Origin of the sequence: Corallococcus sicarius (assembly GCF_003611735.1) — a bacterium.
GTDB lineage: Bacteria > Myxococcota > Myxococcia > Myxococcales > Myxococcaceae > Corallococcus > Corallococcus sicarius.
Genome location: NZ_RAWG01000001.1, coordinates 1 through 26,652 on the forward strand (window position 1 = coordinate 1; position 26,652 = coordinate 26,652).

The window sequence follows — 26,652 nt, forward strand, 5'->3', positions numbered from 1 at the left end:
GGCGCCTTCAGTGCGCGTGCGCGGAGGGCGGCTCGGCAGGACGCGGGGACGGGACGAAACGCAGGGGGCGGGAGCGCGTGCCCCGGTGCTTCTCCAGCCAGGACACGAAGTGCGGGAACACGTCCCGGTGGCAGTCCTTGCCCATGAAGACATCCTGGTGCCCGTAACCCGACACCACGCGCAGCGCGTGTCTGCCAGGCACCAGCGTTTCCAACCGCTGGTGGCAGACGATGTTGGAGTCGGTGAAGACGTGGTTGTCCGCCCCCGTGTAGAAGAGCACGGGCGTCTGGATGTCCTTCGCGTACTGGAAGTAGTCATCCGGCAGGTGGCTGAGGGAGGACTTGCGGCGGTCGTATTTCACCGCGCCGCCCGCCTTCACCATCTTCCGGACGTGGCGGTAGTAGTGGAAGCCCGTGGCGCCGTAGAGGTCGCCTCCCCGCTCGTGGGTCACCGGCTGGAGGTTCTCGTGGGAGTAGAGCGCGGGGAAGCCCGTGCCCCACATGAGGCTGAGGGTGTGGCAGGCCGGCACGTCGCACTCGCGATGGATGAGCCCGGCCACCTTCGCCAGCAGCTTGTTGCGTGACAGCCCGCCCTCTTCCGCGCCAGCGGCGTTGAGGTAGGGCATGCCCGCGAGCTGCTCCAGGAAGAAGGGCGCCATCCACAGCTTCACCTTCGACCAGTTGGGGACACGCGGCGTGAGCGCCACGCTGTTGGCGATGACGCTGGTGATGCCCGTCACGGCGCGGCCAAACAGGCTCATCATGAAGGACACGGCGCCCAGGCAATGACAGATGACGTGGATGCGCGCGTCGGGCCCCACCTGCGCGCGAAGCTCGGCGATCGCCGCCGGGAAGTCGAACGCGGCGATGTCATCCATGTCGAAGCGCTGGCGCTGGAGGTTGTAGGGGAACCGGTTGCTCATCCGGAAGTCCAGCGTCCACACGTCGGGGAAGCCGTGGTCCAGCAGGTAGCTCACCAGGTTGTAGTGCTCGGGCATGATGAACATGTCCGTGGACGTGGTGAGCCCATGGATGATGAGCACCACGTCTTCGCTGGGTTCCCGCTGGAAGCGCAGCATGCTCAGGCCCAGCTTGTCGCCGCTGGTGAAGGCGTGCGGGCTGACGTGGGCATCCCGGACCCCTTCCAAGGTGTAGAGCGGAATCTGACGATGGTAGGGTTTCAACATGATGGGCTTTCCCCTCGCGTGATGTCTGTCCAGAAAAAGGTAGGACGCGAGACATGGCCCGACCAGTGCCAGGGTCTGCCTCATGCCGCTGCCACCACCGGGTGAAGCTGCCGGGCCCAGGCCCTCCGGCTCGCTGTGGCGATGAGGGATGCCGGGCACAGGTCGCATGGCTCCAGCGCGGGCACATGCGTAGCTTTTGCCTACACCCTTGAGGCCCCCGCGCCATGGCGCAGCACCCCTGTGACGACACCCTGCCCCATCTTCCCTTCCAGGCCAGCGGCCTGGAGGGCGTGTCCGCATGGGAGCTCGCGGAGGCCCTGGACGACGGGGTCATCGCGGTCAACGCCCTGGGGCAGGTCCAGGCGGTGAACCCGGGCGCCGAGCGTCTCCTCCAGCGGCCCCGCGCCGAGCTGCTGGGCCGGAGCCTGGAGTCCCTCTTCGACGAGCCAGCGCTCCTCCGTGCGCTCGCACGGGGGGAGCCCGCGAAGCTCGTCGCGCATCGCGCCAGCTCCGGACGGAGCCTGGAGGTGCGCCTTCATCCGCGGCGCGGGCAGGGATGGCTCTTCGTGCGCGACGTCTCCCTGGAGTACGCGCGCGGGAGTCCTCGTGGGGATCCCAGCTCCTTCGAAGAGGCCCAGCGACGACTCCGGCTGGTGCTGGACCACACGCCCGTCCTCCTGTTCGCGTTCGACACGCAGGGCATCCTCACGGTCTCCGAAGGCAAGGGAGTCGAAGGCCTTGGGAAGGCGCAGGGCGAACTCGTCGGTGAGTCCATCTTCAAGGTCTACGCGGACATTGATTGGATCATCCAGAGCGTCCACCGCGTGCTGGCGGGTGAGGAGGTCTCCGCGGTGGGGAACGTGCACGGGACGTGGTTCGAAGTGCACTACACCCCACTGCGCGATGCTCGGGGGAGCCTGAGCGGCGGCATTGGCATCGCCTTCGACGTGACCGCGCGGGAGCGGGCCATCCAGGTGCTCCGCCATCAACAATCGGTGCTTCAGTACGTCATCGCCAACGTGCCCCACGCGGTCTTCTGGAAGGACCGGAAGGGCCGCTTCCTGGGCGGCAACCAGAACTTCATCAACGACACCGGCATGGGCACGCTCGAGCACCTCGTGGGCAAGAGCGACTACGACGTGTGGAAGAAGCGCGAGGAGGCGGATTTCTTCGTCCAGGTCGACCGCGAGGTGATGGAGCAGGGCCGGGCGTTCCATGACATCGAGGAGCCGGTGCTCCGCTCCGACGGCACCCAGCGCACGCTGCTCACCAGCAAGGTCCCCATCCGGAATCAGGACGGGCACGTCACCGGCCTGCTGGGCATCTACGTGGACATCACCGCGCGCAAGCGGATGGAGACGGAGCTGCAGAAGGCGAAGCAGGTCGCCGAAGAGGCGGCCCGCGCCAAGGACGAATTCCTCACCGTCATGAGCCACGAGCTGCGCACGCCCCTGACCCTCATCCTGGGTCCGCTGGGCACGCTGCTCGCGTCCTCCACCAGCACCCTGTCCGACCGCACCCGGTACGCGCTGGAGCGCATCCACGGCAACGCCGTGCGGCTCTTCCACCTCGTGGACGACATCCTGGACCACCAGAAGCTGGGGGCAGGACAGCTCTCGGTCGCCCCGCAGCCCGTGGACGTCTGCGCCCTGGTCGCTGGCATCGTGGAGGATGCCCGGCCCGCGGGAAGCTCGCGGCGGATTCAGCTGCGCTTCGAGCCCGACGCCTCGCTCGGCACCGTCCTCCTGGACGGGCGCAAGTTCGAGAAGCTCGTCCTCAACCTGCTGGGCAACGCCCTCAAGTTCACCCCCGCCGAAGGCCGCGTGACCGTCCGCCTGCGGCGTGTGGAGGGGGAGCTGGAGCTGTCCGTGAGCGACACCGGACCGGGGATTCCCAAAGACAGACAGGAGGTCATCTTCCAGCGCTTCCAGCAGCTCGACGGCTCCGCCACTCGCCAGCACGGGGGGACGGGGATGGGCCTGGCCATCGTGAAGGAGTTCACGGAGCTGATGGGCGGCCACGTCCGCGTGGAGAGCGAGCCCGGAAAGGGCACCTGCTTCACCGTGCGGCTCCCGGCGGAGCCGGCGCGCCCCACCCACGCGAGCCCGGAGGAGCGTCAGCCCTCCGGCTCGCATCAGGCCTACTTCCAGCAGTTCCAGACGCCGCAGCAATCACAGGCGGAGCCCCGAAGGCCCGCACGCGACGCGCCGCACCTGCTCATCGCCGAAGACAACCCGGGCATGCGCGCATACCTGGCCGAGCTGCTGGCGGACAGCTATGATCTGGAGCTGGTGGAGAACGGCCAGCAGGCGTGGGATGCCGTGCAGCGGCGCCGCCCGGACGTCATCGTGTCGGACGTGATGATGCCGGAGGTGGACGGCATGGAGCTGGCGGCGCGGCTCAAGGCCGACCCCCGGTTCCGGGACGTGCCCCTCCTGCTGCTGACGGCGAAGACCGGTCACGATGACGTGGTGTACGGCCTGGACGCGGGCGCGGATGACTACCTGGGCAAGCCCTTCAGTCCCGCGGAGCTCAAGGCCCGGGTGCGCGCCGCCGAGCGCCTTCACCGCGTCTACGTGGAACTGGACGCCCGGACGCGCGAGCTGCAGGCCACGCTGCACACCCTGCGCGACACGCAGGCGGAGGTCGTCGAGGGCGCCCGGCAGGCCGCGGTGGGCACGTTGGTCGCGGGGCTCTGCCACGAGCTGAACAACCCCCTCGCCGCCATCCGGATGAACGCCCAGCTGCTGGCCCGGCACGCGGTGGACCCCAAGCTCCTGCACCGGGCGCTGCTCGTCATCGAGCGGCAGTCGCAGCGCTGCGCGTGCCTGCTGACGGCGCTGCAGGATTTCTCCGGACAGGCGCCCGTGAAACGCGCGTGGCACCCGGCGGGGGCGCTGGTGGAGCGGGCGCTCGCCACCGCCAGCCCCGAGGCCCACCGCCGCACGGTGCGCCTGGTGCCAGGGCTCCCCGCGACTGCCCTGCCCTGGGTCCACGTGAATGCCACGGAGGTGGAGACCGCCCTGCTCAACGTGGTGACCAATGCGCTGGAGGCCAGCCCCGCGGGCGCCACGGTGCGGGTCGAGGCGCGGCCGCTGTCGCGGGGCGGCCAGCAGGGCCTGGAAGTGAGGGTGCTCGACAGCGGGCCTGGCATTCCCCCCGCGGTGCTGCCGCAAGTCCTGGATTTGTTCTTCACGACGAAGGCCCCGGGTGAAGGCATGGGGCTGGGCCTGCCGCTGGCACAGCAGTTCATCACGGGCCAGGGCGGCACCATCGACGTGGAGAGCGAGGAGGGCCATGGGGCCACGGTGCGGCTGTGGCTCCCCGCGAAGGACGCGCCGTGCGTCGCCGCCGAGGCAGGCAGGGCCGAAGGGTGACCGGGGCCTTGCCAGAGGAGGCCCGGATGCCCGGCCGCATCCTGGTGGTCGACGATGAGGAGGACATCCGCGAGGCGCTGGAGATGATCCTCGCCCTGGAGGGCTACGACGTCCGCACCGCGGATTGCGGCGCCGCCGCCATCGCCCGGGCGGAGGTGGAGCACTTCGACCTGGTCATCACGGACCTGAAGATGCCGGGCATGGACGGCGTGGAGACGCTCATGGCGCTGAAGCAGCGCCACCCTTGTCTCCAGGTCATCGTGGCCACCGGCTACGCGTCCAGCGAGACGGCCCGCCGGTGCATGAGCGAGGGCGCGCACGACTACCTCAAGAAACCCTTCGACATGGACGAGCTGCTGCGAATCGTGGAGCGGGCCATCGCTGACGGTCGAGTGCCCCCTGACGGGCCATCCGCGCAGAGGTGCTGAAGGCCGCATCGCGCCTTGCTGGGCAATGCCTGACGTGCCGTGAAGTCCTTCCTGCGCTATCGTTCCGACCCGCATGGATTTCGAGGAATCCCTCCGGGAACTGGGCGTGGACGCTGACCCGGGAGACGACACCGTCCGCCGTGCGTACCTGCGACGGTTGAAGACTCGCAAACCCGAGACCGATCCCGAAGGCTTCGCACGCCTGCGACAGGCCTACGAAACGGTGCTGGCCGCTCGCGAGGGACGTGAAGGGCCGCGCACCCAGGCGGAACCGCTCGCACCCCCGCCAGAAGCGGGCCCCCCCGACGCCGCGGGCCCCGTCTCCCTGCTGCCCCAGGACGTGTTCGACCGCTTCCGCGCCGAGTTCCGCGCGCTGCCGCCGGACGCCCCCCTGGAGGTACCGGTGGAGGTGGCCCGCCGCGCGGTGGAGGCACTGCCAGACAGGGTCGAACCCCGGCACTGGCTGGTCGAAGCGCTGCTCTCCGCGGACCGCTTCCCAGAAGCCCTGGTCGTGTATCGCGATGCGTACCGGCAGGGCTTCACCGGCTTCCTCTTCGAACTCGCGCAGCGCTTTCCCCGCGAACTGGAGGACGCGGAGCTGGCCCTGCTGGCGGAGTCCGGCGCTCCCCACGGCTTCTTCTGGAGCCTGACGGAGCTACTGCTCCAGCAGGGGGACGGAGCTCGCGCCGCGAAGTGCGCGCTGGCCGCCTTCGAGCGCATGGGCGCGAATCCCCAGGAGCCGCCGCCCCCTCCAGACTGGTTCCTGCAGGTCCAGCTCCTGCTGCACCGGCAATCCCAACCCGGGCCCGCGCGCGAAGTCGGACGTCGCTACGGGGACTGGGTCCGGAGTGAGGGCTTGCAGGATGCCATCCAGTCCGGTGACTACGCCCAATTCTGGTCGCTGCTCGCGCAGCTGCACGCGTTGCCGGATGCCTTCGACCCGGCCCTGCGCTCGGGGATGGCCCAGGCGTTGCTCAACGGGGAGCTGGCCCCCACGCGCGAGGCCTTCCAGGCGCTCCAGGACCGTGCTCCCGAGGAAGCGGCGCAGGCGGTCCGCCTGGTGCGTGCGCACGCCCCGGGCCTGAAAGACTTCCTGGTGTCGCCGCGGATGCGAACGCCGGGGCTGCCATCCCCCACGGTGCTGACGGTCCTCCGGAACGCGGCGGGGTCGCCCCAGGGACGCGGTGTCACGTCGGGGATGTTCATCCTCCTGTTCTTCCTGCTCAAGTCCCTCTTCCTTCAGTCGGGCCGGGAGTCCAGCGGCACGGAGCGGCCGGTCGTGGTGGAGGCGCGTCGGCTGGCGACCCGGCTCTGCTCGCACCTGGGGCCGCAAGACAAGCACCAGCTCTGCGGGACGCTGCAACAGCTGGTGGTGTGGGGCGCGGAGGGCAGGTGTTCGAAGGTGCTCGGCGAGCAGGTCGCGGTGGAGCGGCAACTGGAAGCGCAGGTTGCCGCCCTGGGCGCGGGGGCCGACCTGGTGCAGGAAGCCCAGCGCCAGAGACTGAAGTCCGCGCGTGAGGAGTTCCGGCGCGCCCTCTTGAACGTATGTCCGGAATGAACCGATGAGTGATGGTCAGGGCAGGAGCCCCATCGTGGGCATCGATCTGGGGACGACGTACTCGCTGGTGGCCGTCATGCGCGACGGCCGCCCCACCGTGGTGCCCAACGCGCTGGGCGAGGTCCTCACCCCCAGCGCGGTGGGCCTCACGGAGAACGGCGAGGTGCTGGTGGGCGCGGCCGCGAAGGCCCGCGCGGTGTTGGACCCCACCTCCGGCGCGGTGGCCTTCAAGCGCGACATGGGCCTGGAGCGGCCGCGCATCCTGGGCGGCCGGTCCTTCACGCCGCAGGAGCTGTCCGCGCTGGTGCTGGGCTCGCTGAAGCGGGACGCGGAGGCCGCCCTGGGCATGCCCGTCGAGGAGGCGGTGGTGACGGTGCCCGCCTACTTCGGAGACCTGCAACGGCAGGCCACCCGGGATGCGGGCGCCATCGCGGGCCTGAAGGTGGAGCGCATCATCAACGAACCCACCGCCGCGGCGCTCGCCTACGGCCTGCACGAGCGCGACCGCGAGCTGCGCGTGGCGGTGCTGGACCTGGGTGGCGGCACCTTCGACGTGACGGTGCTGGAGATCATCGAGGGCGTCATCGAAATCCAATCCTCCGCGGGCGACGCGCGCCTGGGCGGCGAGGACTTCGACACCGCGCTCGCGCGGCACGTGGCGCACGCGTGGCGCGAGAAGCAGGGCCTGGACCTGGAGGAACACGCCGCCGCGTGGTCGCGCCTGCGCGAGGCGTGCGAGGGCGTGAAGCGCCGGCTCTCCTCGTCGGAGCGCACGCGGCTGGTGCTGCCCGACCTTCCGCTGGAGACGGGCCGCCGGGTGACCCTGGACCTGGAGCTGACCCGCGAGGAGGCGAACCACGCCTGGGCCCCGGTGCTGGAGCGCGTGCGGGGGCCCATCCGTCAGGCGCTCAAGGACGCGTCGCTCCAGGCGAAGGACGTGGACGAGGTGCTGCTGGTGGGCGGCTCCACGCGCATGACGTGCGTGGCGTCCCTGAGCGCGGAGCTGTTCGGCCGGCTGCCTTTGCGCAAGCTGCCACCGGACGAGGCCGTGGCGCTGGGGGCCGCGGTGCAGGGGGCGATGAAGGGCGGGGACCGGGCGGTGGAGGACCTGGTCGTCACCGACGTGGCGCCCTTCACGCTGGGCGTCGCCACCGCGGCGCGTGAGGGCCGGCAACACATCAGCGGCATCTTCAGCCCCATCCTGGAGCGCGGCACCGTCATCCCCACGAGCCGCGTGGAGCGCTACTTCACCAGCGGCGACTTCCAGCGGGAGATCCGCCTGGAGGTCTACCAGGGCGAACACGCCCGCTGTGAGGACAACGTCAAGCTGGGCGAGTACCTCCTCCAGGGCCTGCCGCCCGCGCCCGCCAGTGAGCAGTCCGTGGACGTGCGCTTCAGCTACGACCTCAACGGCATCCTGGAGGTGGAGATGACGGTGGTGTCCACCGGGCGCAAGTCCGCCTTCGTCATCGAACAGCGCCCCGGGCGTCTGACGCCGACGCAGTTGGAGGAGGCACGTCAGCGGATGAGCGGACTCAAGCTCCATCCGCGCGACGCCCTGCCCAACACCACCGCGATGGCGCGCGCGGACGCCCTGTTCGTCCAGCTCACGGGCCCGCTGCGGGACGAGCTCGCAGCGGCCATCGCCGCCTTCCGCCTGGCGCTGGAGTCCCAGGAGGCCGCGCGCATCGGCGAGGTCCGCGAGCGGCTCAACGCGATGGTGCGACACTTCCGGGAGCGCTGAGGCGGAATCATGAAGCGCGGCGGCCTTCCACACAGCCATTGTGACCCTGAGTCTGGCTTGTGATTGCCCCGCCGGAAGGACTTCACGCAGGGCGGAGCCTTCCCTCCGTGCAGCCCACGCCCTCCCAGAACGCGGCCCACCAACGGGTGGGCCTGGTGCAGGCGCGGACGTTCAACAGGGGGCCACTCGCGAAGTTGAAGTTGAGGACAGGGCCATCGCTGGGGGCGCCAGTTCGATGCCAGATGGTAGAATGCTGCCAGGACTTCCCCGCCCTGTAGCGTCGCCCCCACGCACTCGCCACCACCGTTCCCGGCAGTCCCGATAAATCAACATGAATGAGGCTGCCTTTCACCGCTGGCTCGCTGAGACCTACATAACGGAGCGAGGAACCCGGATGAATCCCGGGGCGCGCGCTTCGCGCGTGTCCACCTGCCGAACAGTTGAGCGGTATGAGGGAAATCTCGACCTTCATTTCGAGCGGGATGGCCTGGAGTTACTCCTCCAGCGCCTCAAGTACCCGAAGCAGGAGGCACGGGCAGGGAGACCGCCGCGCCACGGAATACCAATTGATGGGGATCAGTACACCGGCACGTCGACGCTTCGTCAGGCGGTAAAGCTCTACAAGCAGTTCAGGGCTGGCAGTGTGCAACTCATGGCTCGTCCGACGGACCTCCTGGCGCCGCAACCAGGCCGGACTGCACGCTCTCTCCGGGCTGGCTGGCCGGCCTGGCCACAGCCCAGCGAGGCTGACGTACTCCAACTCGCCCAAGCCGCCATACCACTGGTTCGTTACCTTCACCCTGACATCGTCCGTGCGGTTGTCGAGGACACCGCGCAGCACCGGGAGGATTGGTCGAGGGTATTGTTAGAGCGGGGAATCGATCCGGAAATCTATCTCTGGGATGGATCGCCATGTGTGTTTCCGGGGGTACGCCGCCATGCAGGCAGTCACGAGGTAGCGGCATACCGCGGACACACTTCGCTCCCGGCGGGAGTGATGACGGGTGCCCTCCGCCTCGACGACAACGGCTACCCGAAGCAGCTCTGGTCCTTCGTGTTTCGGGGCGCGAAGTTCGCCCAAAACGGCCCGGAAGGCTACTCCCTGGCCCACTTGGCCGATCACAAGCAACACCGGAACCGCGCGTCTGATGAGTTCGCGCGCACCTCGCCATCGACGCCCACGCGGCCACTCTTTGGCCTGTACACCAGCGCCGCCAATACCGTGTATGTCCCTTGCAATCTGATCCGCCCTACTGATTTCGCGGGGGCTCTCCGGAACCTCTTGATTCGCCGCGCGCAGAGCCTCTACGGCTCGGATTGCCGCCTGCTCCCGGCCGAGTTCTCCATCCCTGCTGCCTCGTCTGAAAAATGGGAGCTGGATCGATTCACGTGGGCCGACCCTGTCGGCACCTCCGTGCACATCCGGGAGTTCCTCGCCTTCCGGCGCGCCGAGGTAGCACGGCTCCTCAGTCCGTTGCCCGCACAGCTCCGTTGACCCATGGGTGTGCCCGACATACGCCGCAGGTGCTCCTCCACCTGCTGGTTGAAGACGTGCTCGACCACACTCCCGAAGAAGCGAAGAAGTGTCCGGATGCGTCCCGCGAAGAAAGCACGGTGACGTACTTGCACCGCAGCCAGGGCGACAGCTTCTGCGTTTCGTACTTCTCCAGCGCGTGCGGCGCGCGCACTGCCGCTTCAATCTCCGCGGGCGATACCAGGAGGTCCCTTTCGGGTTTGATCAGTCATTGGGTTCCGGGCGAGCATGCGCAGGACTGTCCTGTCACCGGACAGTCTTCCGCCGCAATGGTGCTACCCGTTCCCGAGGTGCCTCATGACGCTGCTCCCCCGCTCCCTGCTCCTGGTTCCCGCCCTGCTCCTCGCGCCACTGTCCGCCAGCGCCCGGCCGCCGGATTGCACCAACGACTACTGTGAAACGATGTCGTGCAGCGCCCTGTGTCTGGAGGCCGGCCGCATCACCACCTGCGGTGGCTACGGCGTCTGCATCGGCGCCTCGCCGGTCGCTCCGTCCGAGCCGCAGGCCTCCGTCCAGCCCGCGCCCTCCCAGACCGAAGAGGATGCGTCGGAGGCCGTCTGCCGCGAGCCCGAGGCCCGGGGTTAGCCACCCGCTGCCCCGCCAACGTCTGTCGCGGGGCGTCGCTTCGCATGATCCGCGAGGCGACGCCCCTGTGCAGCCCGCGGTTCAGTACAGCTCGGCGCTCGCGAGGTACGGCAGGCTGGTGCCGTTCTCTCCGCCCACCACGAGCACCTGGCCGTTGGGGAGCCGGGTCGCCGTGTGCGCCCGGCGGGCCTGGATGAGCGTGGCGGTGTTCGACCACGTGCCGGAGGCATACACCTCTACGCTGCCGAGGATGACGGTGGTGCCCGTCCCGCCCGCCACGAGCACCCGGCCATCCTGCAGCGTCGTCGCCGTGTAGCGCGAGCGGGCTTGAATGAGCCCTCCCGTGACGGCCACGGAGGGGCTCTTGAAGAACGGATTGACCAGCTGGGCCGTGGCAAGCGAGGCGGCGGTGCCCGTCCCACCCGCCACGAGCAGCTTGCCGTCAGGCTGTAGCGTCGCGGTGTGCCAGGCACGGGCCTGGGCGAGGGTCAGTGCGCTCACCGCGCTCCAGGTGCCCGTCGTCGGGCTGTATTGCACGGCCGTGGCGAGGGCCGAGGTGATGGCGGTGGAACTCTGGCCGCCCACCACGAGGACCTGCCCCGGCGTCATCTGGAACTGCGCGGGCAGCAACGTCGCCGTGTGATTGAGGCGGGCCGCTGGCAGCGAGCCCGTGGCGGTCCAGACGCCCGTCGTTGGATCATACAGCTGCGCCGTGGCAAGGCCCGCCGTGCCATGGCCTCCCACCACGAGCACCTTGCCGCCAGGCAGCGGCGTCGCGGTGTGGCTGTAGCGGGCCTGGGCCAGCGAGCCCGTGTCGGTCCAGAGGCCCGTCGCCGGATCATACAGCTGCGCCGTGGCGAGGGCCGCCGTGCCAATGCCTCCCACCACGAGCACCTGGCCATTGCTCAGCAGCGTCGCGGTGTGGCTGTAGCGGGCCCCGGTGAGCGCGCCCGTGGGGGCCCAGGTGCCGGTGGCCGGATCATACAGCTCCGCGCTCGCCAGCGCGCCGGCGGGCCCCTGCCCTCCCACCACGAGCACCCGGCCGTCCAGCAGCAGCGTCGCCGTGTGGTAGCGACGCGCCTGCGCGAGCGGCCCGGTCGCCTTCCAGGTTTCGACGGCCGGATCAAACAGCTCGAAGCCGCGCAGGGTGCCGCTGGGGCCGAGCCCCGCGATGACGAGCACCTTGCCGTCGGGCAGCGCGGTCGCGGTGTGCCAGGCGCGGCTCGTCGTGAGCGGAGCGGAGGTGTGCCAGACGCCCAGCACCGGAACGAAGAGTTCGGTGCTGGAGACAAAACCGGTGGCGACCTTGCCGCCCGTCATCAGCACCTGGCCATCCGGCAGCAGCGTCGCCGTGTGGCTGGAGCGCCCCACCGCCATCGAACCCGCCGCGGTCCACACGCCGGTGGCCGGGTCATACAGTTGGGCCGTGGCCAGGGCCACGGTGGCGCCATCTCCGCCGGCCACCAGCACCTTGCCGTTGTCCAGCAGCGTCGCCGTGTGAGCGGAACGCGCCGTCAGGGCCCCCGTCGCGCTCCAGACGCCGGTGGCCGGATCATAGAGCTGGGCGGTGGCCAGGGCCGCGGTGGCGCTCCTGCCGCCCGCGACGAGCACCTTGCCTGTGGGCAGCAGCGTCGCGGTGTGGAGCGAGCGCGCCGCCGCCAGCGAGCCCGTCGTCGTCCAGGCGCCGGTGGCCGGGTCGAACACCTCGCTGATCGCGAGGGGGGCGCTGGCCCCAAAACCGCCGGTGACGAGCACCCTGCCATCGGACAGCAGCGTCGCCGTGTGGAGGCGGCGGGCCTGCGCGAGCGAGCCCGTCGTCGTCCAGGTGCCGGTGGCCGGATCCAACAGTTCGCAGGTGGCGAGCGCGCCGCTGGCGTCCCTTCCGCCGGTGACGAGCACCCGGCCATCCGTCAGCTGCGTGGCCGTGTGGCTGTCGCGGGCCTGGGCCAGCGGGCCGGTGACGGACACGGTGCCCGTGGCGGGGTCCGCGAGCTCGGCACTGGTGAGGGAACCGTTGGCGCCCAGCCCGCCCACGACGAGCACCCGGCCGTCGTCCAGCGTCGTCGCGGTGTGGAGCTGGCGGGCCTCGGCCAGGGTCGGAGTCTGCACCCACGAGCCCGTGGTCGGGTCGAACACTTCGGAGGTCGCGAGCGCGAAGCCGTTGGTGCCGGTGCCGCCCACCACGAGCACCCGGCCATCCTGCAGCGTCGTCGCCGTGTGGTTGGAGCGGGACTGCGTAAGACGGCCCACCGTGGAGGAACCCGTCACAGGGTCATACACCTGGACCGTCTTGCCTCCGCCCGCGAGGAGCACCCGGCCCTGCGCCAGCAGGGTCGAGGAGTGAAAGGAGAGACCCTCCGCCATCGCGGCGGTGGCGGCCCAGGTGCCCGCGGCCGGGTTGTACGCCACGGCCGTGGCGAGGCTGACGTTCGCGTTGCTTCCCCCGGTCACCAGCACCCGGCCATCGGGCAGCAGCGTCTGTCCGGGATAGGCACGGTACGCGGGGAGCGCACCCGTCGCCGCCCAGGTACCGGTCGCCGGATTGTAGAGCAGGCACGCGGCGGAGTAGGCGCCGGCCGCGGTACGACCGCCCACGAGGAGCGCCTTGCCCGTGAGCAGCGCCGTCACCTGGTGGGTGTAGCGGACGTTCGGCATGGCGCCGGTGTTCGCCCAGGTGCCGGTGGCCGGATCATACAGCTCCGCGCTGGCGAGGATGTTGGACCCCGTGACGCCGACACCCAGGCCCCCTGCCACCAGCACCTTGCCGGTGTTCAGCAGCGTCACCGAGTGGAAGTAGCGAGCCACCGAGAGCGAGCCCGTGGAGGACCACGTTCCCGTGGCCGGGTCATACAGCTCCGCGCTGGCGAGGGCGCCGACCTCACCGCTCCCGCGTCCTCCCGTCACGAGCACCCGGCCGTCGGGGAGCAGCGTCGCCGCATGGTTGAAGCGGCCTTGGGCCAGCGAGCCGGTCGCGGACCAGGTGCCGGTGGCCGGGTTGAACAGCTCCGCGCTGACGAGGGCGTTGCTGCTGGAGACCACTCCGCCCACCACGAGCACCCGGCCGTCCGGCAGCAACGTCGCCGTGTGGTTGTCTCGCACCATGGACAGGGTCGCCGTGGAGGTGAGCGCCGCCGCGGCGCCCTGCCCCCACGTCCCCTGCTGCGTCAGGTCCGGCCCGCAGGCGGTGAGCGCGAGCAGGAGCGCCACGGTGAGCGGGGTGAGGGACTTCGCGCGGGGAGACCGGCATCGCGGCTCGGAGATGGCACGCGAAGGCGCTTCGGAGGATTCGACGTGGGGCATGGGGCTGACACTTTCGAGCGTGCTCGAACCCGGTGTGGGGAGCACGGCCGCACTCTAGGTCATCCCGGGTGATTCTTGGAGTGACGGCGCCGCCGTCGCCGCCGTCACGGTGGAACGGCGACGACGTGGCCCTCCGCGTCCACGTCGAAGTGGAGGGAGCCCCGGTTCCCCCCAATCACGAAGAGCGCGTAGCGCCCTCCTGGCTGGAGCGCCTGGGGACCCTCCACCACTTCAAAGCCTCCGGGGGCCTCTCCGTAGGTCAGGGCCCGGACGCTGTTGCTCTCGCCAAACGGCGCGGCCCGCAGGTGCCAGAGCAGCTCCCCGGACCTGTCCATCACCTTGACGGTGTCGTAGCGGGGACGGTCGGGGTGCTCGGGATCCTCCACCTCGAAGCGGGGGGCTGGAAGCCGCGCCGCGTCCGCCACCAGCATCACCTGGATGCGCGGGCGGCAGGCGCAGAGCAGCAACAGCATCAGCGTCAGGACGAAGGCTGGCAGCGGGCTGGCGAAGCGCGGCGACTTCATGGGCTAGGGGGCTCCCTTGCCGGCCCGCACCTGCGCGAGCGCATCGACCAGGGCGTCCGTGTAGTCCGTGCCATTCTCGGCGATGAAGGGACGGGCGCCGACGGGCTCGTCGAAGTAGCCCTGGCGCTGGGCTTGCGACAGCAGTTCTCCCTGCTGCTCCGGATCCAGCTCGCTCCAGGTCTTGCCCGCGTCCAACGCGCCGTCAAACTCGTAGGCTTCACCAAAGTGCTGGGCCCACAGCGCCTCGCTCATGTAGTCCGTCCCGCCATTCTGGTGTTGCCAGACGTGCGCCGACTCGTGCACCAGGAGCTCCGAAGTCATCGGCATGTCCTCCGGCGGGATGTAGATGGTGTCGCCGTGGGTGAAGGCGCGTTGGGTTGCGCTGAACAGCCCGGCCTTGCCTTCCTTGATGCGCATGGCGGAGTAGTCGATGCTGTCTCCGTACACTTGGCGGAGGGTGGCAATCTCATCCGCCGTGGGCTTGCGGCCCACCGGCTCCAGGCCAATCAGTGTCTGCACCGCGCTGATGGTGCGTCCCCCCGACATCATCAGGACGTCGACGGGTGACTGCACGAACACCTTCACCAAGCCCATTCCCATCTGCTTGAGGCCTTCACCGCCCTTGCCCTGGAAGAGCTTGCCCACGCCGCCAAAGAAGGTGCCCACGCCTTCCGAAAGGTTGCGCGCCTGCCCCACCACGGCGCTCTTCACGCCCGTGAGAAGGCTGCGCGTCGCGTCACCCACCCGGGGGACCATCGTCTGCACCCCCTTCCAGACCGCCGTGGCCGCCTTGCCCACGGCCTTGGCTCCGCCGCCGACCAGCCCGCCCACGAACTCGCCTGCGTCCTTGAAGGCGTTGCCCACCACCTTCGCCTTATCGCCAATGAAGTTGGCGGCGCGCTTGAAGAAGCCCCCCTTCTTGCGGAACTCGACCTCCGTGGCCTTGCCGTCAATCTGGAGCGTGCCCTTGTCGTTCTCCGCGCGGAGCTCCGACACCTGTCCGGGCGACAGCTTCTCGCCGGAGAGCACGCGGCGGAACAGCTCCCCTTCGTCGCCGACCGTGTCCTGGGTGTTGAGCTTCGTGTCCAGGTGGTGGCCCGCTTCCTCCACGAAGGTGGAGGCGGCCAGGGCGGGGGCCAGCGAATCGTTGATCAGCACCGTCCCCGAATCGGCGTCATAGGCGCCGTACGCCCCCTCCAACGTCTCGGGGGGCACGAGCTTCACCGTGGGAAGCCAGCCGAAGTCGCCTCCCTGGGCCTTCTGCCGGAACTGTTCGGCCTGGATGGCGTTGTAGCCCTCGCCGTACACGGTCCGCATCGTGTCGTGGAACTGCTGCTTGTCCGAAGCCAGCGCGCCAAACTCCCGCCGGAACGTGGACGCCACGTCGGGCGTCTTGCGGTTGAACTCACTGGCCTGCGAGAAGCCCGCCTTGCGAGCCGTCGCACCGGGCGTCTCCGCGGGGGCCGCTCCGGGGCTCCTCGCCGGAGCCGATCCGCCTGCCGCGAGCGCCTTGCGAGGCTCCAGCAGTGGCACCTTCGGTTGAATCTTCATTCGGCCACGCCCCCTTCAACAGGATTCGAGAAAAGTCAGACTTACATCGGAGCCATGAATCCGCCTCAAATCGAGGCAACCCCCTCGGATTGTCGCCGTGCTCCGGCGTGAGTTGCCTCCGGGGTCCCCCGCGAGGGTGCTTTCGTCCCTCCGGAGCGTCGGGCGTCCCAGGGGAGGCGGGCCGCCTGCTGGCGCCCGTGTATTTCTTCGAGCCCTACCAGTCGGGAGGCTCGTCACCCACGCGGCCACCGGGTTCACCCGCGCTTTCAGCGGGAACCTGGGGACGCCCCGCAACAGCTCGGACGGCCTGCAGTACCTGTGGTGTTCTTCCGTCTCGACGGGCGTCGGGTATTGCGACGCGAAGGATGCCTCCGGGGTCAGCGCGAGCTGCGCGACCATCGACGCCGGAATGATCGCGACGATCCGCTCGCTGAACTCGGATTCGAACCTGCAGGTCACCTACGACAGCGCGGGGCTTGCCCTCTTCGTGCAGGGCCAGCGCGCCTCCACCAGCGCCCAGGAGCTCCAAGCCCGGCTGGAGCGGATGGAGGGGCAGCTCCACCAGTTGCTCGCGCAGCGGCAGGGTCCCGCCGTGGCGCCAGCCGGCGTGCCCTCCCCGGCGCCCGCGCTGCTCTCGGACCTGGACGCGCGCATCGAGCAGGCCGTGACCCGCGCGTTGCAGGCCCAGGCCTCCAACGCCGGGCCCCGGGAGGCCCCGGCACCTCGGGAACCCCCCGCGCCGGACGCGCAGAATGCCGCGGCCTGGGCCCGCGGCAACGAGGTGGTGGACCGGGCCCTCGATGCCCGCCGGTGGGGGGATGCCCAGGCGCGCGAGCTGTCGGCGGCCGTGCCCTCGCTCACGCCCCAGCAGCAAGTGGAGCTCCTGCGCCGGCTCAGCGTGGCCATCAACGAGGGCCAGCTGAAGGTGGAGACGCGCGGCCCGCTCTTCCAGGTGAAGCCCGCGGTCAGTAGTTGCCGGAGATGACCTTGGGCAACATCTTGCGCAGGTCGGGCAGCGGGCCAATCTGCCGGGCGTCCGCGGCCTGGGCAGTGCCGTTGTTGCGCAGCAGGCCGCGCATCTGCACGGAGGTCAGGAGGCTGCCATTGGCGCGCGCCACACCCTGCGCGCTGGCGGCCGCGCCCGTGACGATGGGCGAGGCGCTGGAGGTGCCGCTGAAGGTGGCCGTGTAGTACTGGTTGACGCCATAGGTGGAGCCGAACAGGTCGCCGTAGCCCATGGTGGCCACGCGCTCACCCCAACCGTGGACGTCCACGCGGCCGCCGAAGTTGGTCCAGCACATGGGCGCGCGCGTGGTGGCCGTGCTCGCGCCGACGATGATGGCGCCCGAGTCGCGCGTGGCGCGGTTGAAGCGCCCCGCGTAGGCAGCGGCGTCCAGGTTGGCGCTGCCGTTGCCGGCCGCCTCCACGACGATGACGCCGTTGGCGGTGGCGTTGCGGATGATGTCGTATTCGGCCTGCCAGTACTCCACGGCGATGTAGTGGCACTGGCTGGTGTTGCACGTGCACGCCGTGCCGTCATTGGGGCCCAGGCGGTGGACCTCGACGAGCACGATGCCACCCGGGCCCGCCGCGGTGACGGCCTTGGAGAGGGCCGTCGTCAGGCCCTGCGGCGTATGGGATTCGACGCCCATCTGGGCCCCGTAGGCGATGCCCTTCATGCCGTAGGCGTTGTTCGCCGCCACCAGCTCTCCGAGCACGGCGGTGCCGTGGTCGCTGACAGTCCCCGCGACGCCCACGTAGACGAGGTTGGGCATGTCCTCGTGCGACCGGTTCCAGCCCGTCTCCACGTCAATGATTCGCACGCCCGTGCCGGTGCCGCCGGCCACCGTCCACGCGTAGTTCGCATCGATGCCGCCCGGGGCCACGTTGAGGTAGCCCTGGTTGGCCGTGTACAGCGGCGTGGTGGGCGGGAGGTCGGCGGCGGCCAGCACGCCCCGCAGCGCCGCGTCCAGGCCCGTGTTCACCGCGGCGTCCTCGACAGGAGGTTCGGCGTAGGCCACCTCCACGGTGTCCAGCGCGTTGAGCGCGGCGACGACGTCCGCCACGCGCTCGGACGTGGTGCCCGGCAGCAGCGGCACCTGGAAGTAGAGGTTGAGGTCCGCCAGCTGCTCACCGCTCCGCGCCTCACCGGAGGCCTTGCGCGCCTCCAGCGTGGCCTCGTCCTCCTGGATCAACCGCTGCGGGCCCCGGGTCCGCGGCGCGCGGTCCAGCAGGGCCTCCACGGAGCGCAGGTCCTCCGTGAGCCGGGCTTCGGACATCCCGCGGCCGAAGAACAGACTGCGTTCGGCGGAGGAGCGCTCGGAGACAAGGGCCACCAGGGCGTTGTCACGCAGGCGAACGCGGCTGCCCTCGTGGAACTTCACCACCAGGCGCTCCACGGGAGTGCCCGCGGTCAGCTCGTGCCCGGTGTGCTTCACCACCGCGGCGCGCGGCGCCAGGGCCCGGGGAGTCGCTCCGGCGGCGGGGGCCAGGGCCACCAGGGCCAGGCCCGCCAGCGCGCCACGCAGCGGGCGCAGGGAGGGAGAAGAGGTCTTCGGCATGGGAGTGCTCCAGTTCGAATGGCGAGAGAGAACCAACTTACTGGGATCCCATATAATACAGTTCTGACATGGAGTCCGGCTTCGAAGCTCCAGTAGAGGACGGAGGCTCGATCCAACGGGGCAATACCCAGCGCCCGCTTCCAGACAGAGATTCCGCACCGCATCCAGGCCTGGCGGAGACGATGAATGACGCAGTTGACTGGGAATGGCTCAGGAGCCTCCGCGGTGGAGCCCTCCCGTTCCGGGCATCCCTCGCGGCAGAAACTGATTGCGCAGCTTCACCACTGCGAGCAGGAGATCCGCGAACACCTGAACGCGCTGAATCCCGTGTCACGCCGGGCTCGCTTGTGGCTGACGGAGGATCCGGTCAGGACCAAGAACCTGGAGAAGATCGCCACCCAGCTCCAGGACGTCCTCTATTTCGTAGTGCAGGAGCGCGACAGCCTGCCGCCGGAGAACCAGGAACTCCTCGGCTGCCTGCTGACACAACTCGATTCTCCCCGAGAATTGTCCGCGAACAATGTCTGGGAGCTGGCGGATGCGATGGAGGTGATGTTGGTGCGGCTGGGCGACGACCCTTATGTACGACGACTGATCCTCAATGAGTTTCCTCGGGACCTACCGGAGTCGCTGCGACCTGCGCGTCCAGCTTCGGAGACAGGGAACGGCTCGACGGGAGCGCAGTCATTGGATATCGACCGCGCCAGAGAGTATCTGGTCCAGCGTCGGCGAGCCCAGGCCCACGAATACCGACGCGACCGGGCCAAGATGCGGCTGCGACAGCGGCAACTGCTCATCATGGCGGCGGTGCTCCTGATCCTCCTGACGCTCTTCAGCGTCGCCCTGGTGTGGGGGGAGGCCATCGGTTCGGTCCTCCTCCTCCTGGTCCTGTTCGCCGGTGCTGTCGGCAGTGTGCTCAGCCGGGCAATCAAGTTGAGCAAACAGCCCCTCAGCGCGGGAGAAGCGCTGCGTCCCGGCGACGTGCGCCCCCAGGAGACGCCCTTGGGCATCCGTGCGCTCATTTCGGCATGGACCGTGTTCGTGGCCCAGCCGGTGCTTGGAGCCACGGCGGCGCTGATCATCGCCCTGGTGTTCACCTCCGGCTTGCTTCAGGTGGGAGGGCTCGCGCAGCTGAACCCAGCCGCGCTTGCCCTCCTGGCATTCCTGGCCGGTTACTCCGAGCCCTTCTTCACCGACATCCTGGGGAAGGTCGCCGGGAAGGCAGGGGGCTCGCTGGGCTGACTTCGTCCTCGCGGCGCCTGACTACGGAAGCGGTGCGCGAATGACGGAGGTGGATCCGCCCACGCCCTGGCTGACGGTCAGGTACAGCGTGGGCGGGTTGTCACGCACCATGGGGGAGATGGGGTTCGCGAAGGGCTCACCCTCCAGAACCCCCAGGTCGGACACGGCTTCTCCATCCCAGACGGACAGACGGTGTTCGGTCTTCCCCTCCGCGATCGTCAGCGCGCGGGAGAACAGCACCTGGCGGGCGTCTGGCGTGAACCTGAACAGGGTGTAATCCGCCAGGCCCTCCAGCGGGGACTGGCGCGTCGCATCCGGCGACCTCCACCACAGCGTGTCCACCTTCGCGCCATCCCGGGTCTCGCGCACGGTCCAGGCCTGATTGTGGAGGTCCGCGCTGAAGGCCGGATACACCGAGGAACGGCGGGTGGTCGCGGTGTCGACGAGCGTGCGTCCCATCCCATCCAGGTACGCCGCGTCAGCATCGCAACGATTCGGCGAGCAGGTCTCGACGCGACAGAGCACCACCCCCGGGCTGCCGGCCCTGTTCTGGCAGCCGCCCCCGTCAATGTCCCGGCAGCCCGTCGCGTCGCAGGCGACGGAGTCGGTCTCCGGCGTGTTGTCCGCCTTGAGGTTCAGGATGAGGGTCCCCATGTCCGTCATGATGGCGGTGGAGACGTGCCAGTTCTTCCGTGTGGCATCGTCCCGCCAGACCTGCTCCCACTGGAGCTTCCGCGTGGCCGTGTCGAAGACCTGGAGGTGGTTCGCCGCGTCGAACAGGGCATAGCGGGTGCCATCCGCGGAGAGGACCGGATCGGACACCGTCGGCCCCAGCTCCGTGAGGGCGCCGGACGGCACGTCGATGAGCCACGCCTGGGGGCCCTCCGAAGCGAGCAGCGTCGTCCCTCCCGCCTGGAAACGGACGGCCCGCGACGGGCGCTCGAGTGGGGTCCAGAGCGGACAGGCCTCCCGGGTGCAGGTGTCCAGGCGAGCCACGCGCACGGAGTCCGTCCCCGACGCCTCGTCGTATTCATCGAAGGCGACGAAGGACACCCCCAGGTCATACGCCACCTGCCCGGCGCGGGAAGTCAGGGCAATGGCCGCGTCCGTTCCGGGCCGCCACAGCCACACCGTCCGGGTCAGCCCTCCATACTGGGGGCTCCAGAGCACGACCGCGTCGCCGTCGCTCGCGGTGAAGGCCCGCTCCGCCGCGTCCGCGATGCGCACGGCCTCGCCCTCCGGCAGCGTCTGCGCGTAGGTGCCATCCGCGCGGACGGACAGGAGGAAGCGCTGACTCGCATCCACCTCCAGCAGGCGCGCGTCCCGAGCCAACGTCGGGAAGGACGTCCCGGCATCCACCTCCGTGCCCGCATCCGCACCGCCTCCCGGCTCCGTCTGGCACGCGGCCAGCCCCGCTCCCAGCAACAGCAGTCCCAGCATCCTCATGGCGCCCCCAAGGAACGAACGGCGCTCATGCAATGACATGCGTGCCGTCCCAGTCATGAAGGGGATACGCACGCGGCCGGCCCCATGGGCTGGAGGAAGTCTCGATTTCTACGGGGGCCCGCTTCCGGAGGGGAGCGGCGGTCCCCCCTCACCGGCCCCGCGGGGCTGGGTGCGCAGCGGGGCTGGATTTCCGTGATGTCCGTCCCCATGGCAGGCTTCGCGCACGCCCTCCGTGCGCACACCTCCAGGGAAACAGCCTTCATGAAGATGCTCCGCACCACGCTGCTCGTGCTTGGCGGTGGGCTCGCCGCCTTCGCGCCGATGACGGCTCCCGCCAGGGGCTCCAAGCCCGCGCCCCCCGTCATCGTCACCTTCACGGCCCCCGAGTCCATCAAGCGCCTCGAGCGCAGCCGTCACAAGGTGGACTTCTTCCACCTGTCCAACCAGTTCGAGTCCCAGGGCAACAAGGCCTTCTGCGGCCCGACCTCGTCCGTCATCGTGCTCAACGCCGTGCGCATGGGGAACGACGCGGTGGCGAAGCCGCAGGACCCCTCGCTCGTGTCCGCCGAGGACCTCGAGCAGCTGCCTCCGGGCTTCGACCCGCTCTTCCATCGGTACACGCAGAACAACTTCTTCGACGCCAGGGTGCAGGAGGTGAAGGCCCGCGCCGAGGTCTTCGGCCAGCCGCGCGGCGAGGCCGGCAAGTCCGACAGCGGCATCCAGCTTCGCCAGCTCGCGGGGATGCTCGCGGCGCAGGGGCTGGACGTGAAGCTGCGCATCCTCGACGACTCGCTGAAGGACGCCGCCGTGCGCGAGGAGCTGAAGCAGAACCTCAAGACGCAGGGCGACTACGTCATCATCAACTACTTCCGGCCCGTGCTGGGACAGCAGGGCGGCGGTCACATCTCGCCGCTGGCGGCGTATGACGCGAAGTCCGACTCGTTCCTGGTCATGGACGTCAACGCCACGGACCAGCGCTGGGTGTGGGTGAAGGCCTCCGCCCTCCTCGCGTCCATGCGCACGCCGGATGTGCAGGAGCACCGGGGCTACCTCCTGGTGACGGAAGGCAAGCCCGCCCAGGCGCGCGACACGCCATAGCCCCTGGCGTCGGGTCTTCCGCCGTGCGCTACCACGGGCGCACGGTGGTACCCCACCCATAGAGCGAGGCCTCCAGGGGGCGCTTCTCGGGGTGTTCCAGGGTGGTGCGGATGCCCATCTCCCTGGCGGCATTGAGCAGGTGGAGGTGCCACTGACCGTGCTCGCCAGACAGCCGGGTGGCGGCGATGGCCAGCGCGCTCGCGCCCAGGGAGTAGCCGCCGAAGACGAGCGGGCCGCTGGCGGAGTCCTCCGGGCCCTTCACCCCGCGCGGCCACTCGCGGCAGGCGGCGAGGGGCATGGCGCTGCCGGCGGGATGGTCGCAGTAGCCGTCCACCAGCGTGGCCGTGAAGCGCCGTGCCGCCGGGTGCGAGGCCATGGCCAGGAAGGCGCCCGTCCACGCCAGCGTGGTGCCGCGTTGCGTGGGCTCCACGAGGCGCCCCTTCGCGTCCACCTTCGCGGGGAAGCCGGTGGGCAGGTCCGCCAGTTCGACGAGGCGCGCGACGAGCCGCTCCCCCGCGGCCCGCGAGTCCGCGTTGCCCCTGAGCCGCCCGTGCAGCAGCAGCCCCGCCGCGGCCGGAGCGCTGTCGCAGGGCCAGATGGTGCGCCCGAAGCTGGGCAGGAGGAGCTGTCGCGAGAGCGCCTCCACCAGCTGTGCGGCCAGCGCGTCGAAGAGGACGGTGGACTCCGCGTCCGCGAGCCCGGCGCGCTCCATGCCCGCGAGCATCAGCAGCACGTAGCCCCGGTAGAGGACGCTGTGCGGGAGCATGTGCCCCGCGACCTGCGTCCCCTTCTGGGCGTTGAAGGGGTGTCGGGCCCGTCCGAGCGCATCCGCGAGCAGGGCCTTCAGCCGGCGCTGCGTGTCCGGAACCGGGTGCCCGTCCAGCGCGGCCTGGATGAGGATGAACGACAGGTGCGCATCGCAGAGGAGCTGCGCCTCGATGAAGCTGCGGCTCGCGTCGCCGAGCAGCTTCGGCTCGCAGCCCTTGCCGAGGATTCGCTTCTCCAGCGCCGCCCACGAGTCCCTGGAAAGTGCGGCGGTCGTGGGCTCCGGCGAGGCCAGGGGCGCGGGGGTGCCTCCGTCGTTCGGCGTGCCCTCCGCGCGGGCAGCCACCGGGAGGCAGCAGGACAGCACCAGGAGCGGGAGCAGCGCCCGCGGGACACGGAAGGAAGAGGAGGCTTCGGACATGCGCGGAGACGTCACCACGTCCCTGGGTGCCCGGGGCGACCGGGTGGCCGGCGGTCACGACTTGAGGCGGAGCGGTCGTTCCGGCCGGGTGACCGGCAGCTCCGGTGCGCACGAGCCACCCTGTCTCGACTACGCCGGGCCCGGTGCGCGCGCCGCACTGCGCGCCATGCCCCTGACGACGAGGTGGTGGAAGGGCCGGATGACGTTGAAGTACACGGGCCCGGCCCAGTTCCGGTAGTGCACCAGCGTGACGACGTGGAAGCGCCGCCGGGGTCCATCACCCGGCTCCATCACGACGGCGAGGGTGGCGTCCAGGTGCTTGTCCGTCGCGGACACCACCCAGACGTGCCCCTCCTCCGCGTGGCGCACGGTGAAGAACAGGGCCGCGCCGCCCGGAGCCATGGGGATGTCCTCCGGGCGCAGGTGCTGGGGCCGGGGCACACCGTGCTGGCGCATCCCGAGCAACCGGACGAAGACGGCGCGCACCCCGTACAGGGCCGTCATCCACGCGGGCTGGTACGACAGGAGCGCCGCGAGGAACTCGCGCAGCGTGGCTTCCGACTCCACCGTCTTCACGTCCACGTGGTCCGCCCCTTGCGCGAAGGGACGCAGCACCTCCGGCAGCGGCGAGGCTGTGCGGGACTTGAAGAGCAAGGCCAGCCCCAGCCCGATGGCGCTGTGAACCCCTCCCACGAGCATCAGCAACGTCCCTGTCATCACCCGCATGCACGGCCCCAATTCCTGTCATCGGATACGGCACCGTATCCCGATACGGTACCGTATAGCGCCGGACCTTCGGGAATGCGCACTGGACCTCCGGGAGGGGGCCCGCCAGACTTGCGGTCAACGATGAGACGCCCTACTTCCCGCCCGCCGGAGCCTTCGCCCTTCCGGAGCATCGAGGACCTCCGCAAGCGACACCGGGGGCCGGGCCTGTCAGCCGAAGACTGGGCGGACGCCGCCCTCTGGAGCCTCGCGGAGGGCGTGGATGCCCTGTCCGTGGAGCGGCTGGCGCGCGGCCTGGGGGTGACGAAGGGTGGCTTCTACTGGCACTTCAAGGACCGAGCGGACGTGCTCCAGGCCGCGCTCGCGCGCTGGGAGCAGCTGGCGACCACGCAGTTCATCCAACAGCTGGAGGCCCTGCCGGACCCCAAGCAGCGGCTGCATCAGTTGCTGGCGCTGACGTTCGACCTGGGCCCGCATGGGAAGATTGAAGTCGCCATCGTCGCGGGTGCCGCCGCGGACCCGCACATCCAGCCGGTCCTCGCGCGGGTGTCACAGCGGCGCCTCGACTACCTGGTGAAGCTGTACCGTGCACTCGGGCTGCCGGCCCGCGAGGCGCGCAACTGGGCCCTGCAGGCGTACTCCACCTACGTGGGGCTCCTGCACCTCGCCATCGCCAGCCCCAAGACGCTGAGCTCAAGCCGCGCCCGCGCGGATTACGTCCAGCATGTCGCCCGGACGTTGATCCCCGCCTGAGGCTGCTGGCGGAGAAGTCCCAGCAGCCCCACGCCTGGCAACAGGGTCAGGGCAGCATGACCTTCAAGGGGGCGCACTCTCCCGAGCCCGTCTCCGAGCCTTCCTGGAACATGCTGTCTCCCCAACCCCAGACCGTGCCGTCCGCGAGGAGGGCCTGGGCGTAGAACTCGCCGATGCTCACCCCCGTCACGCCGGTCAGGCCATTGATGGGCGCCGGGATCGCGCCGTAGTTCACCGTCGAAGACGCGCAGCTGTTTCCGACGGAGAAGGCCCCCCAGCTCCAGGCCGTGCCCTGGGTGCGCTCGATGGCCACCGCATGGTCCTCGCCCGCGAAGACGGAGAAGGTCCCCGTGGTCCACCGGTACGTCCGCTCCGGCCTCGGGTGGCTTTGGATGGCGTCACCCAGCGGTCCCCCGCCCCAGCCCCACAGCTCCCGCGACTCGCGAATCGCCAGGGAGAAGTGGTTGCCCGCGGCGATGGAGGTCACCCCCGAAATCCCAGACACCCGGAGGGGAATGGGGCTCTCGTCCATCAACCCATTGCCCAGGGCGCTCAGGGTGTTGTCCCCCCAGGCCCACACCGTCCGGTCGCTCCTGAGCGCGAGCGAGTGGGTCCGCCCCGCGGCGAGCGCCGTCACCAGCGTCAGCGTCCCCACCCGCACCGGGAGGGTCCGGCGGAGGTTCGTGCCGTCCCCCAGCTGCCCGTCGGAGTTGTCCCCCCAGGCCCAGACCGTGCCGTTGCTCTTGAGCGCCAGGACGTGGTTCCTGCCCGTGGCCAACGCCGTCACGCCCGTGAGGCCCACCACCTGGACCGGCGTCGCGCTCGCGAGCGTGGTCCCGTTGCCGAGCACACCCTCGCTGTTGCCACCCCACGCCCACACGGTCCCATCCGTGCGCAGCGCCAGGGACGAGTCGACCGTCGCATGCACCGACTTCACGCCGGAGAGGATCGTGGCCTGGACCGGGAGGATGCTCGGCATGGATCCGGCCCCCGCGCCCAGCTGGGAGTAGTAGTTGTCACCCCAGCCCCAGAGCGTCCCGTCCGCGCGCAGGGCGAGCGAGTGATTGCGCCCCGACGCGACGCTGAGGGCCTTCGCGCCGCTCACATACGGCGCGGCCAGCGTGAAGACGAGATCATCGCGATCATCGTAGCCCCCGCTGGTGCAGGGACTCGCGGTGCCGCCCCGGCGCAGGGCCGCGCGGACGGCCTGCACGCCCGAACCCACCGGCACCGTGTAGGTGGCCTTGAGGGTCTGCGAGCGCTCCGCCGTGGGCGTCAGCGTCGTGATCCACGTCCACGAAGGGTTCGTCACGGACGTGGTGGCGTAGAGGTCCAGGAGGTTGCCCTGGGGGGACCAGGGCATCTCGACCGTCACCTCGATGCTCGCCGGCCGGCCCTGGGTCAACGCCGTCTGGTCCTCGGTGAAGATGCGCACGCGGCGCACCCACTCACCTTCCGAAAAGGAGCCCTGCTCGCCATCCAGGCACGTCCCGCCCAGGGTGTTGGGAGCGTAGCGCTCCGCGACGGCCTGTCCGCGCCCATCCGTCCACCGGCCCGGGTCGCAATTCCAAGTCAGGCCGTTGCACTTGTAGGCCTTCAGGGTGGGATCGTATTCCGCGAAGAGGGTCTCGAGGAGCGACGCCCGGGCCACGCCGGACTGCGCCTCGTCAGCACCCTGCTCCGTGGCCTCCGGCGCGCCACAGGCCACCAGGAGGAGCCCTCCCAACAACCCGGCCCACTGCTGCTTCCGACTGTCATTCCATTTCGAGTTCAAGTGTCTTCCTCAAGGTGTAGCGGGTGCTCCAGGAACACCCCGCCATCACGTTGAGGGAGGAAAGTGACGGGAAAGCCGG

At 69.9% G+C, this 26,652-nt stretch carries 19 protein-coding genes; 10 read left to right on the forward strand and 9 right to left on the reverse strand.

The genetic code is table 11. The annotated features are described in order from the left end of the window. Window positions 1-7: 7 nt before the first annotated feature. On the reverse strand, window positions 8-1,186 hold the full coding sequence (locus D7X12_RS00005) for an alpha/beta hydrolase (protein ID WP_120623203.1): 1,179 nt from the start codon (window positions 1,184-1,186) through the stop codon (window positions 8-10). A 224-nt stretch (window positions 1,187-1,410) separates the two neighbouring features. Between D7X12_RS00005 and D7X12_RS00010 the strand changes: the two genes are divergently transcribed. The 6 genes from D7X12_RS00010 to D7X12_RS00035 all read left to right on the forward strand — a co-directional run bounded on the left by D7X12_RS00010 (window position 1,411) and on the right by D7X12_RS00035 (window position 10,412). Further along, on the forward strand, window positions 1,411-4,563 hold the full coding sequence (locus D7X12_RS00010; RefSeq protein ID WP_120623204.1) for an ATP-binding protein: 3,153 nt from the start codon (window positions 1,411-1,413) through the stop codon (window positions 4,561-4,563). Window positions 4,564-4,589: 26 nt separating this feature from the next. Beyond that, window positions 4,590-4,991, forward strand: a complete 402-nt coding sequence (locus D7X12_RS00015) for a sigma-54-dependent transcriptional regulator (protein WP_120623205.1) — start codon at window positions 4,590-4,592, stop codon at window positions 4,989-4,991. 106 nt (window positions 4,992-5,097) lie between these two features. Continuing rightward, the gene (locus D7X12_RS00020; RefSeq protein ID WP_147443463.1) at window positions 5,098-6,549 is read left to right on the forward strand and encodes a hypothetical protein; all 1,452 of its coding nucleotides are present in this window, start codon (window positions 5,098-5,100) and stop codon (window positions 6,547-6,549) included. Window positions 6,550-6,553: 4 nt separating this feature from the next. Then, on the forward strand, window positions 6,554-8,293 hold the full coding sequence (locus tag D7X12_RS00025) for an Hsp70 family protein (protein ID WP_120623207.1): 1,740 nt from the start codon (window positions 6,554-6,556) through the stop codon (window positions 8,291-8,293). A gap of 997 nt (window positions 8,294-9,290) precedes the next feature. Then, the gene (locus D7X12_RS00030) at window positions 9,291-9,788 is read left to right on the forward strand and encodes a hypothetical protein (RefSeq protein WP_120623208.1); all 498 of its coding nucleotides are present in this window, start codon (window positions 9,291-9,293) and stop codon (window positions 9,786-9,788) included. Window positions 9,789-10,124: 336 nt separating this feature from the next. Continuing rightward, window positions 10,125-10,412: a hypothetical protein gene (locus D7X12_RS00035; RefSeq protein ID WP_120623209.1), complete on the forward strand. Its 288-nt coding sequence runs from the start codon at window positions 10,125-10,127 to the stop codon at window positions 10,410-10,412. Window positions 10,413-10,493: 81 nt separating this feature from the next. Here the strand turns inward: D7X12_RS00035 and D7X12_RS00040 are convergent, their stop codons facing one another. The 3 genes from D7X12_RS00040 to D7X12_RS00050 form a co-directional block, all read right to left on the reverse strand. Further along, a complete protein-coding gene (locus D7X12_RS00040) occupies window positions 10,494-13,712 on the reverse strand; it encodes a Kelch repeat-containing protein (protein ID WP_120623210.1) in 3,219 nt (1,072 codons plus the stop codon). Window positions 13,713-13,816: 104 nt separating this feature from the next. After that, window positions 13,817-14,236, reverse strand: coding sequence for a hypothetical protein (locus D7X12_RS00045; RefSeq protein ID WP_120623211.1), 420 nt, complete (start codon window positions 14,234-14,236; stop codon window positions 13,817-13,819). A 3-nt stretch (window positions 14,237-14,239) separates the two neighbouring features. Continuing rightward, window positions 14,240-15,787 carry an eCIS core domain-containing protein gene (locus D7X12_RS00050; protein ID WP_120623212.1) on the reverse strand — a complete coding sequence of 516 codons (1,548 nt, stop codon included), beginning with the start codon at window positions 15,785-15,787 and terminating at the stop codon, window positions 14,240-14,242. Window positions 15,788-16,196: 409 nt separating this feature from the next. Between D7X12_RS00050 and D7X12_RS00055 the strand changes: the two genes are divergently transcribed. Beyond that, window positions 16,197-16,772, forward strand: a complete 576-nt coding sequence (locus D7X12_RS00055; RefSeq protein ID WP_120623213.1) for a hypothetical protein — start codon at window positions 16,197-16,199, stop codon at window positions 16,770-16,772. Here the strand turns inward: D7X12_RS00055 and D7X12_RS00060 are convergent. Beyond that, on the reverse strand, window positions 16,753-18,348 hold the full coding sequence (locus D7X12_RS00060) for a S8 family peptidase (RefSeq protein ID WP_120623214.1): 1,596 nt from the start codon (window positions 18,346-18,348) through the stop codon (window positions 16,753-16,755). The genes D7X12_RS00055 and D7X12_RS00060 overlap by 20 nt on opposite strands. Window positions 18,349-18,573: 225 nt before the next feature. On the opposite strand from D7X12_RS00060, the gene D7X12_RS00065 reads away from it, so the two are divergent. Next, complete coding sequence (locus D7X12_RS00065; protein ID WP_120623215.1) at window positions 18,574-19,590, forward strand: hypothetical protein; 1,017 nt, start codon at window positions 18,574-18,576, stop codon at window positions 19,588-19,590. A 21-nt stretch (window positions 19,591-19,611) separates the two neighbouring features. On the opposite strand, the gene D7X12_RS00070 is transcribed toward D7X12_RS00065, so the two are convergent. After that, window positions 19,612-21,036, reverse strand: coding sequence for a YncE family protein (locus D7X12_RS00070; RefSeq protein WP_147443464.1), 1,425 nt, complete (start codon window positions 21,034-21,036; stop codon window positions 19,612-19,614). A 261-nt stretch (window positions 21,037-21,297) separates the two neighbouring features. Between D7X12_RS00070 and D7X12_RS00075 the strand changes: the two genes are divergently transcribed. Next, window positions 21,298-22,134 carry a phytochelatin synthase family protein gene (locus D7X12_RS00075; RefSeq protein ID WP_158619900.1) on the forward strand — a complete coding sequence of 279 codons (837 nt, stop codon included), beginning with the start codon at window positions 21,298-21,300 and terminating at the stop codon, window positions 22,132-22,134. 28 nt (window positions 22,135-22,162) lie between these two features. Here the strand turns inward: D7X12_RS00075 and D7X12_RS00080 are convergent, their stop codons facing one another. Continuing rightward, a complete protein-coding gene (locus tag D7X12_RS00080; RefSeq protein WP_244224250.1) occupies window positions 22,163-23,320 on the reverse strand; it encodes a hypothetical protein in 1,158 nt (385 codons plus the stop codon). Window positions 23,321-23,449: 129 nt separating this feature from the next. Next, window positions 23,450-24,046, reverse strand: a complete 597-nt coding sequence (locus D7X12_RS00085; RefSeq protein ID WP_120623218.1) for a DUF2867 domain-containing protein — start codon at window positions 24,044-24,046, stop codon at window positions 23,450-23,452. A gap of 123 nt (window positions 24,047-24,169) precedes the next feature. Here D7X12_RS00085 and D7X12_RS00090 point away from each other — a divergent pair, with 123 nt between their 5' ends. Then, a complete protein-coding gene (locus D7X12_RS00090; protein WP_167508961.1) occupies window positions 24,170-24,799 on the forward strand; it encodes a TetR/AcrR family transcriptional regulator in 630 nt (209 codons plus the stop codon). A gap of 46 nt (window positions 24,800-24,845) precedes the next feature. On the opposite strand, the gene D7X12_RS00095 is transcribed toward D7X12_RS00090, so the two are convergent. After that, the gene (locus D7X12_RS00095) at window positions 24,846-26,573 is read right to left on the reverse strand and encodes an RCC1 domain-containing protein (protein WP_147443465.1); all 1,728 of its coding nucleotides are present in this window, start codon (window positions 26,571-26,573) and stop codon (window positions 24,846-24,848) included. Window positions 26,574-26,652 lie beyond the last annotated feature (79 nt).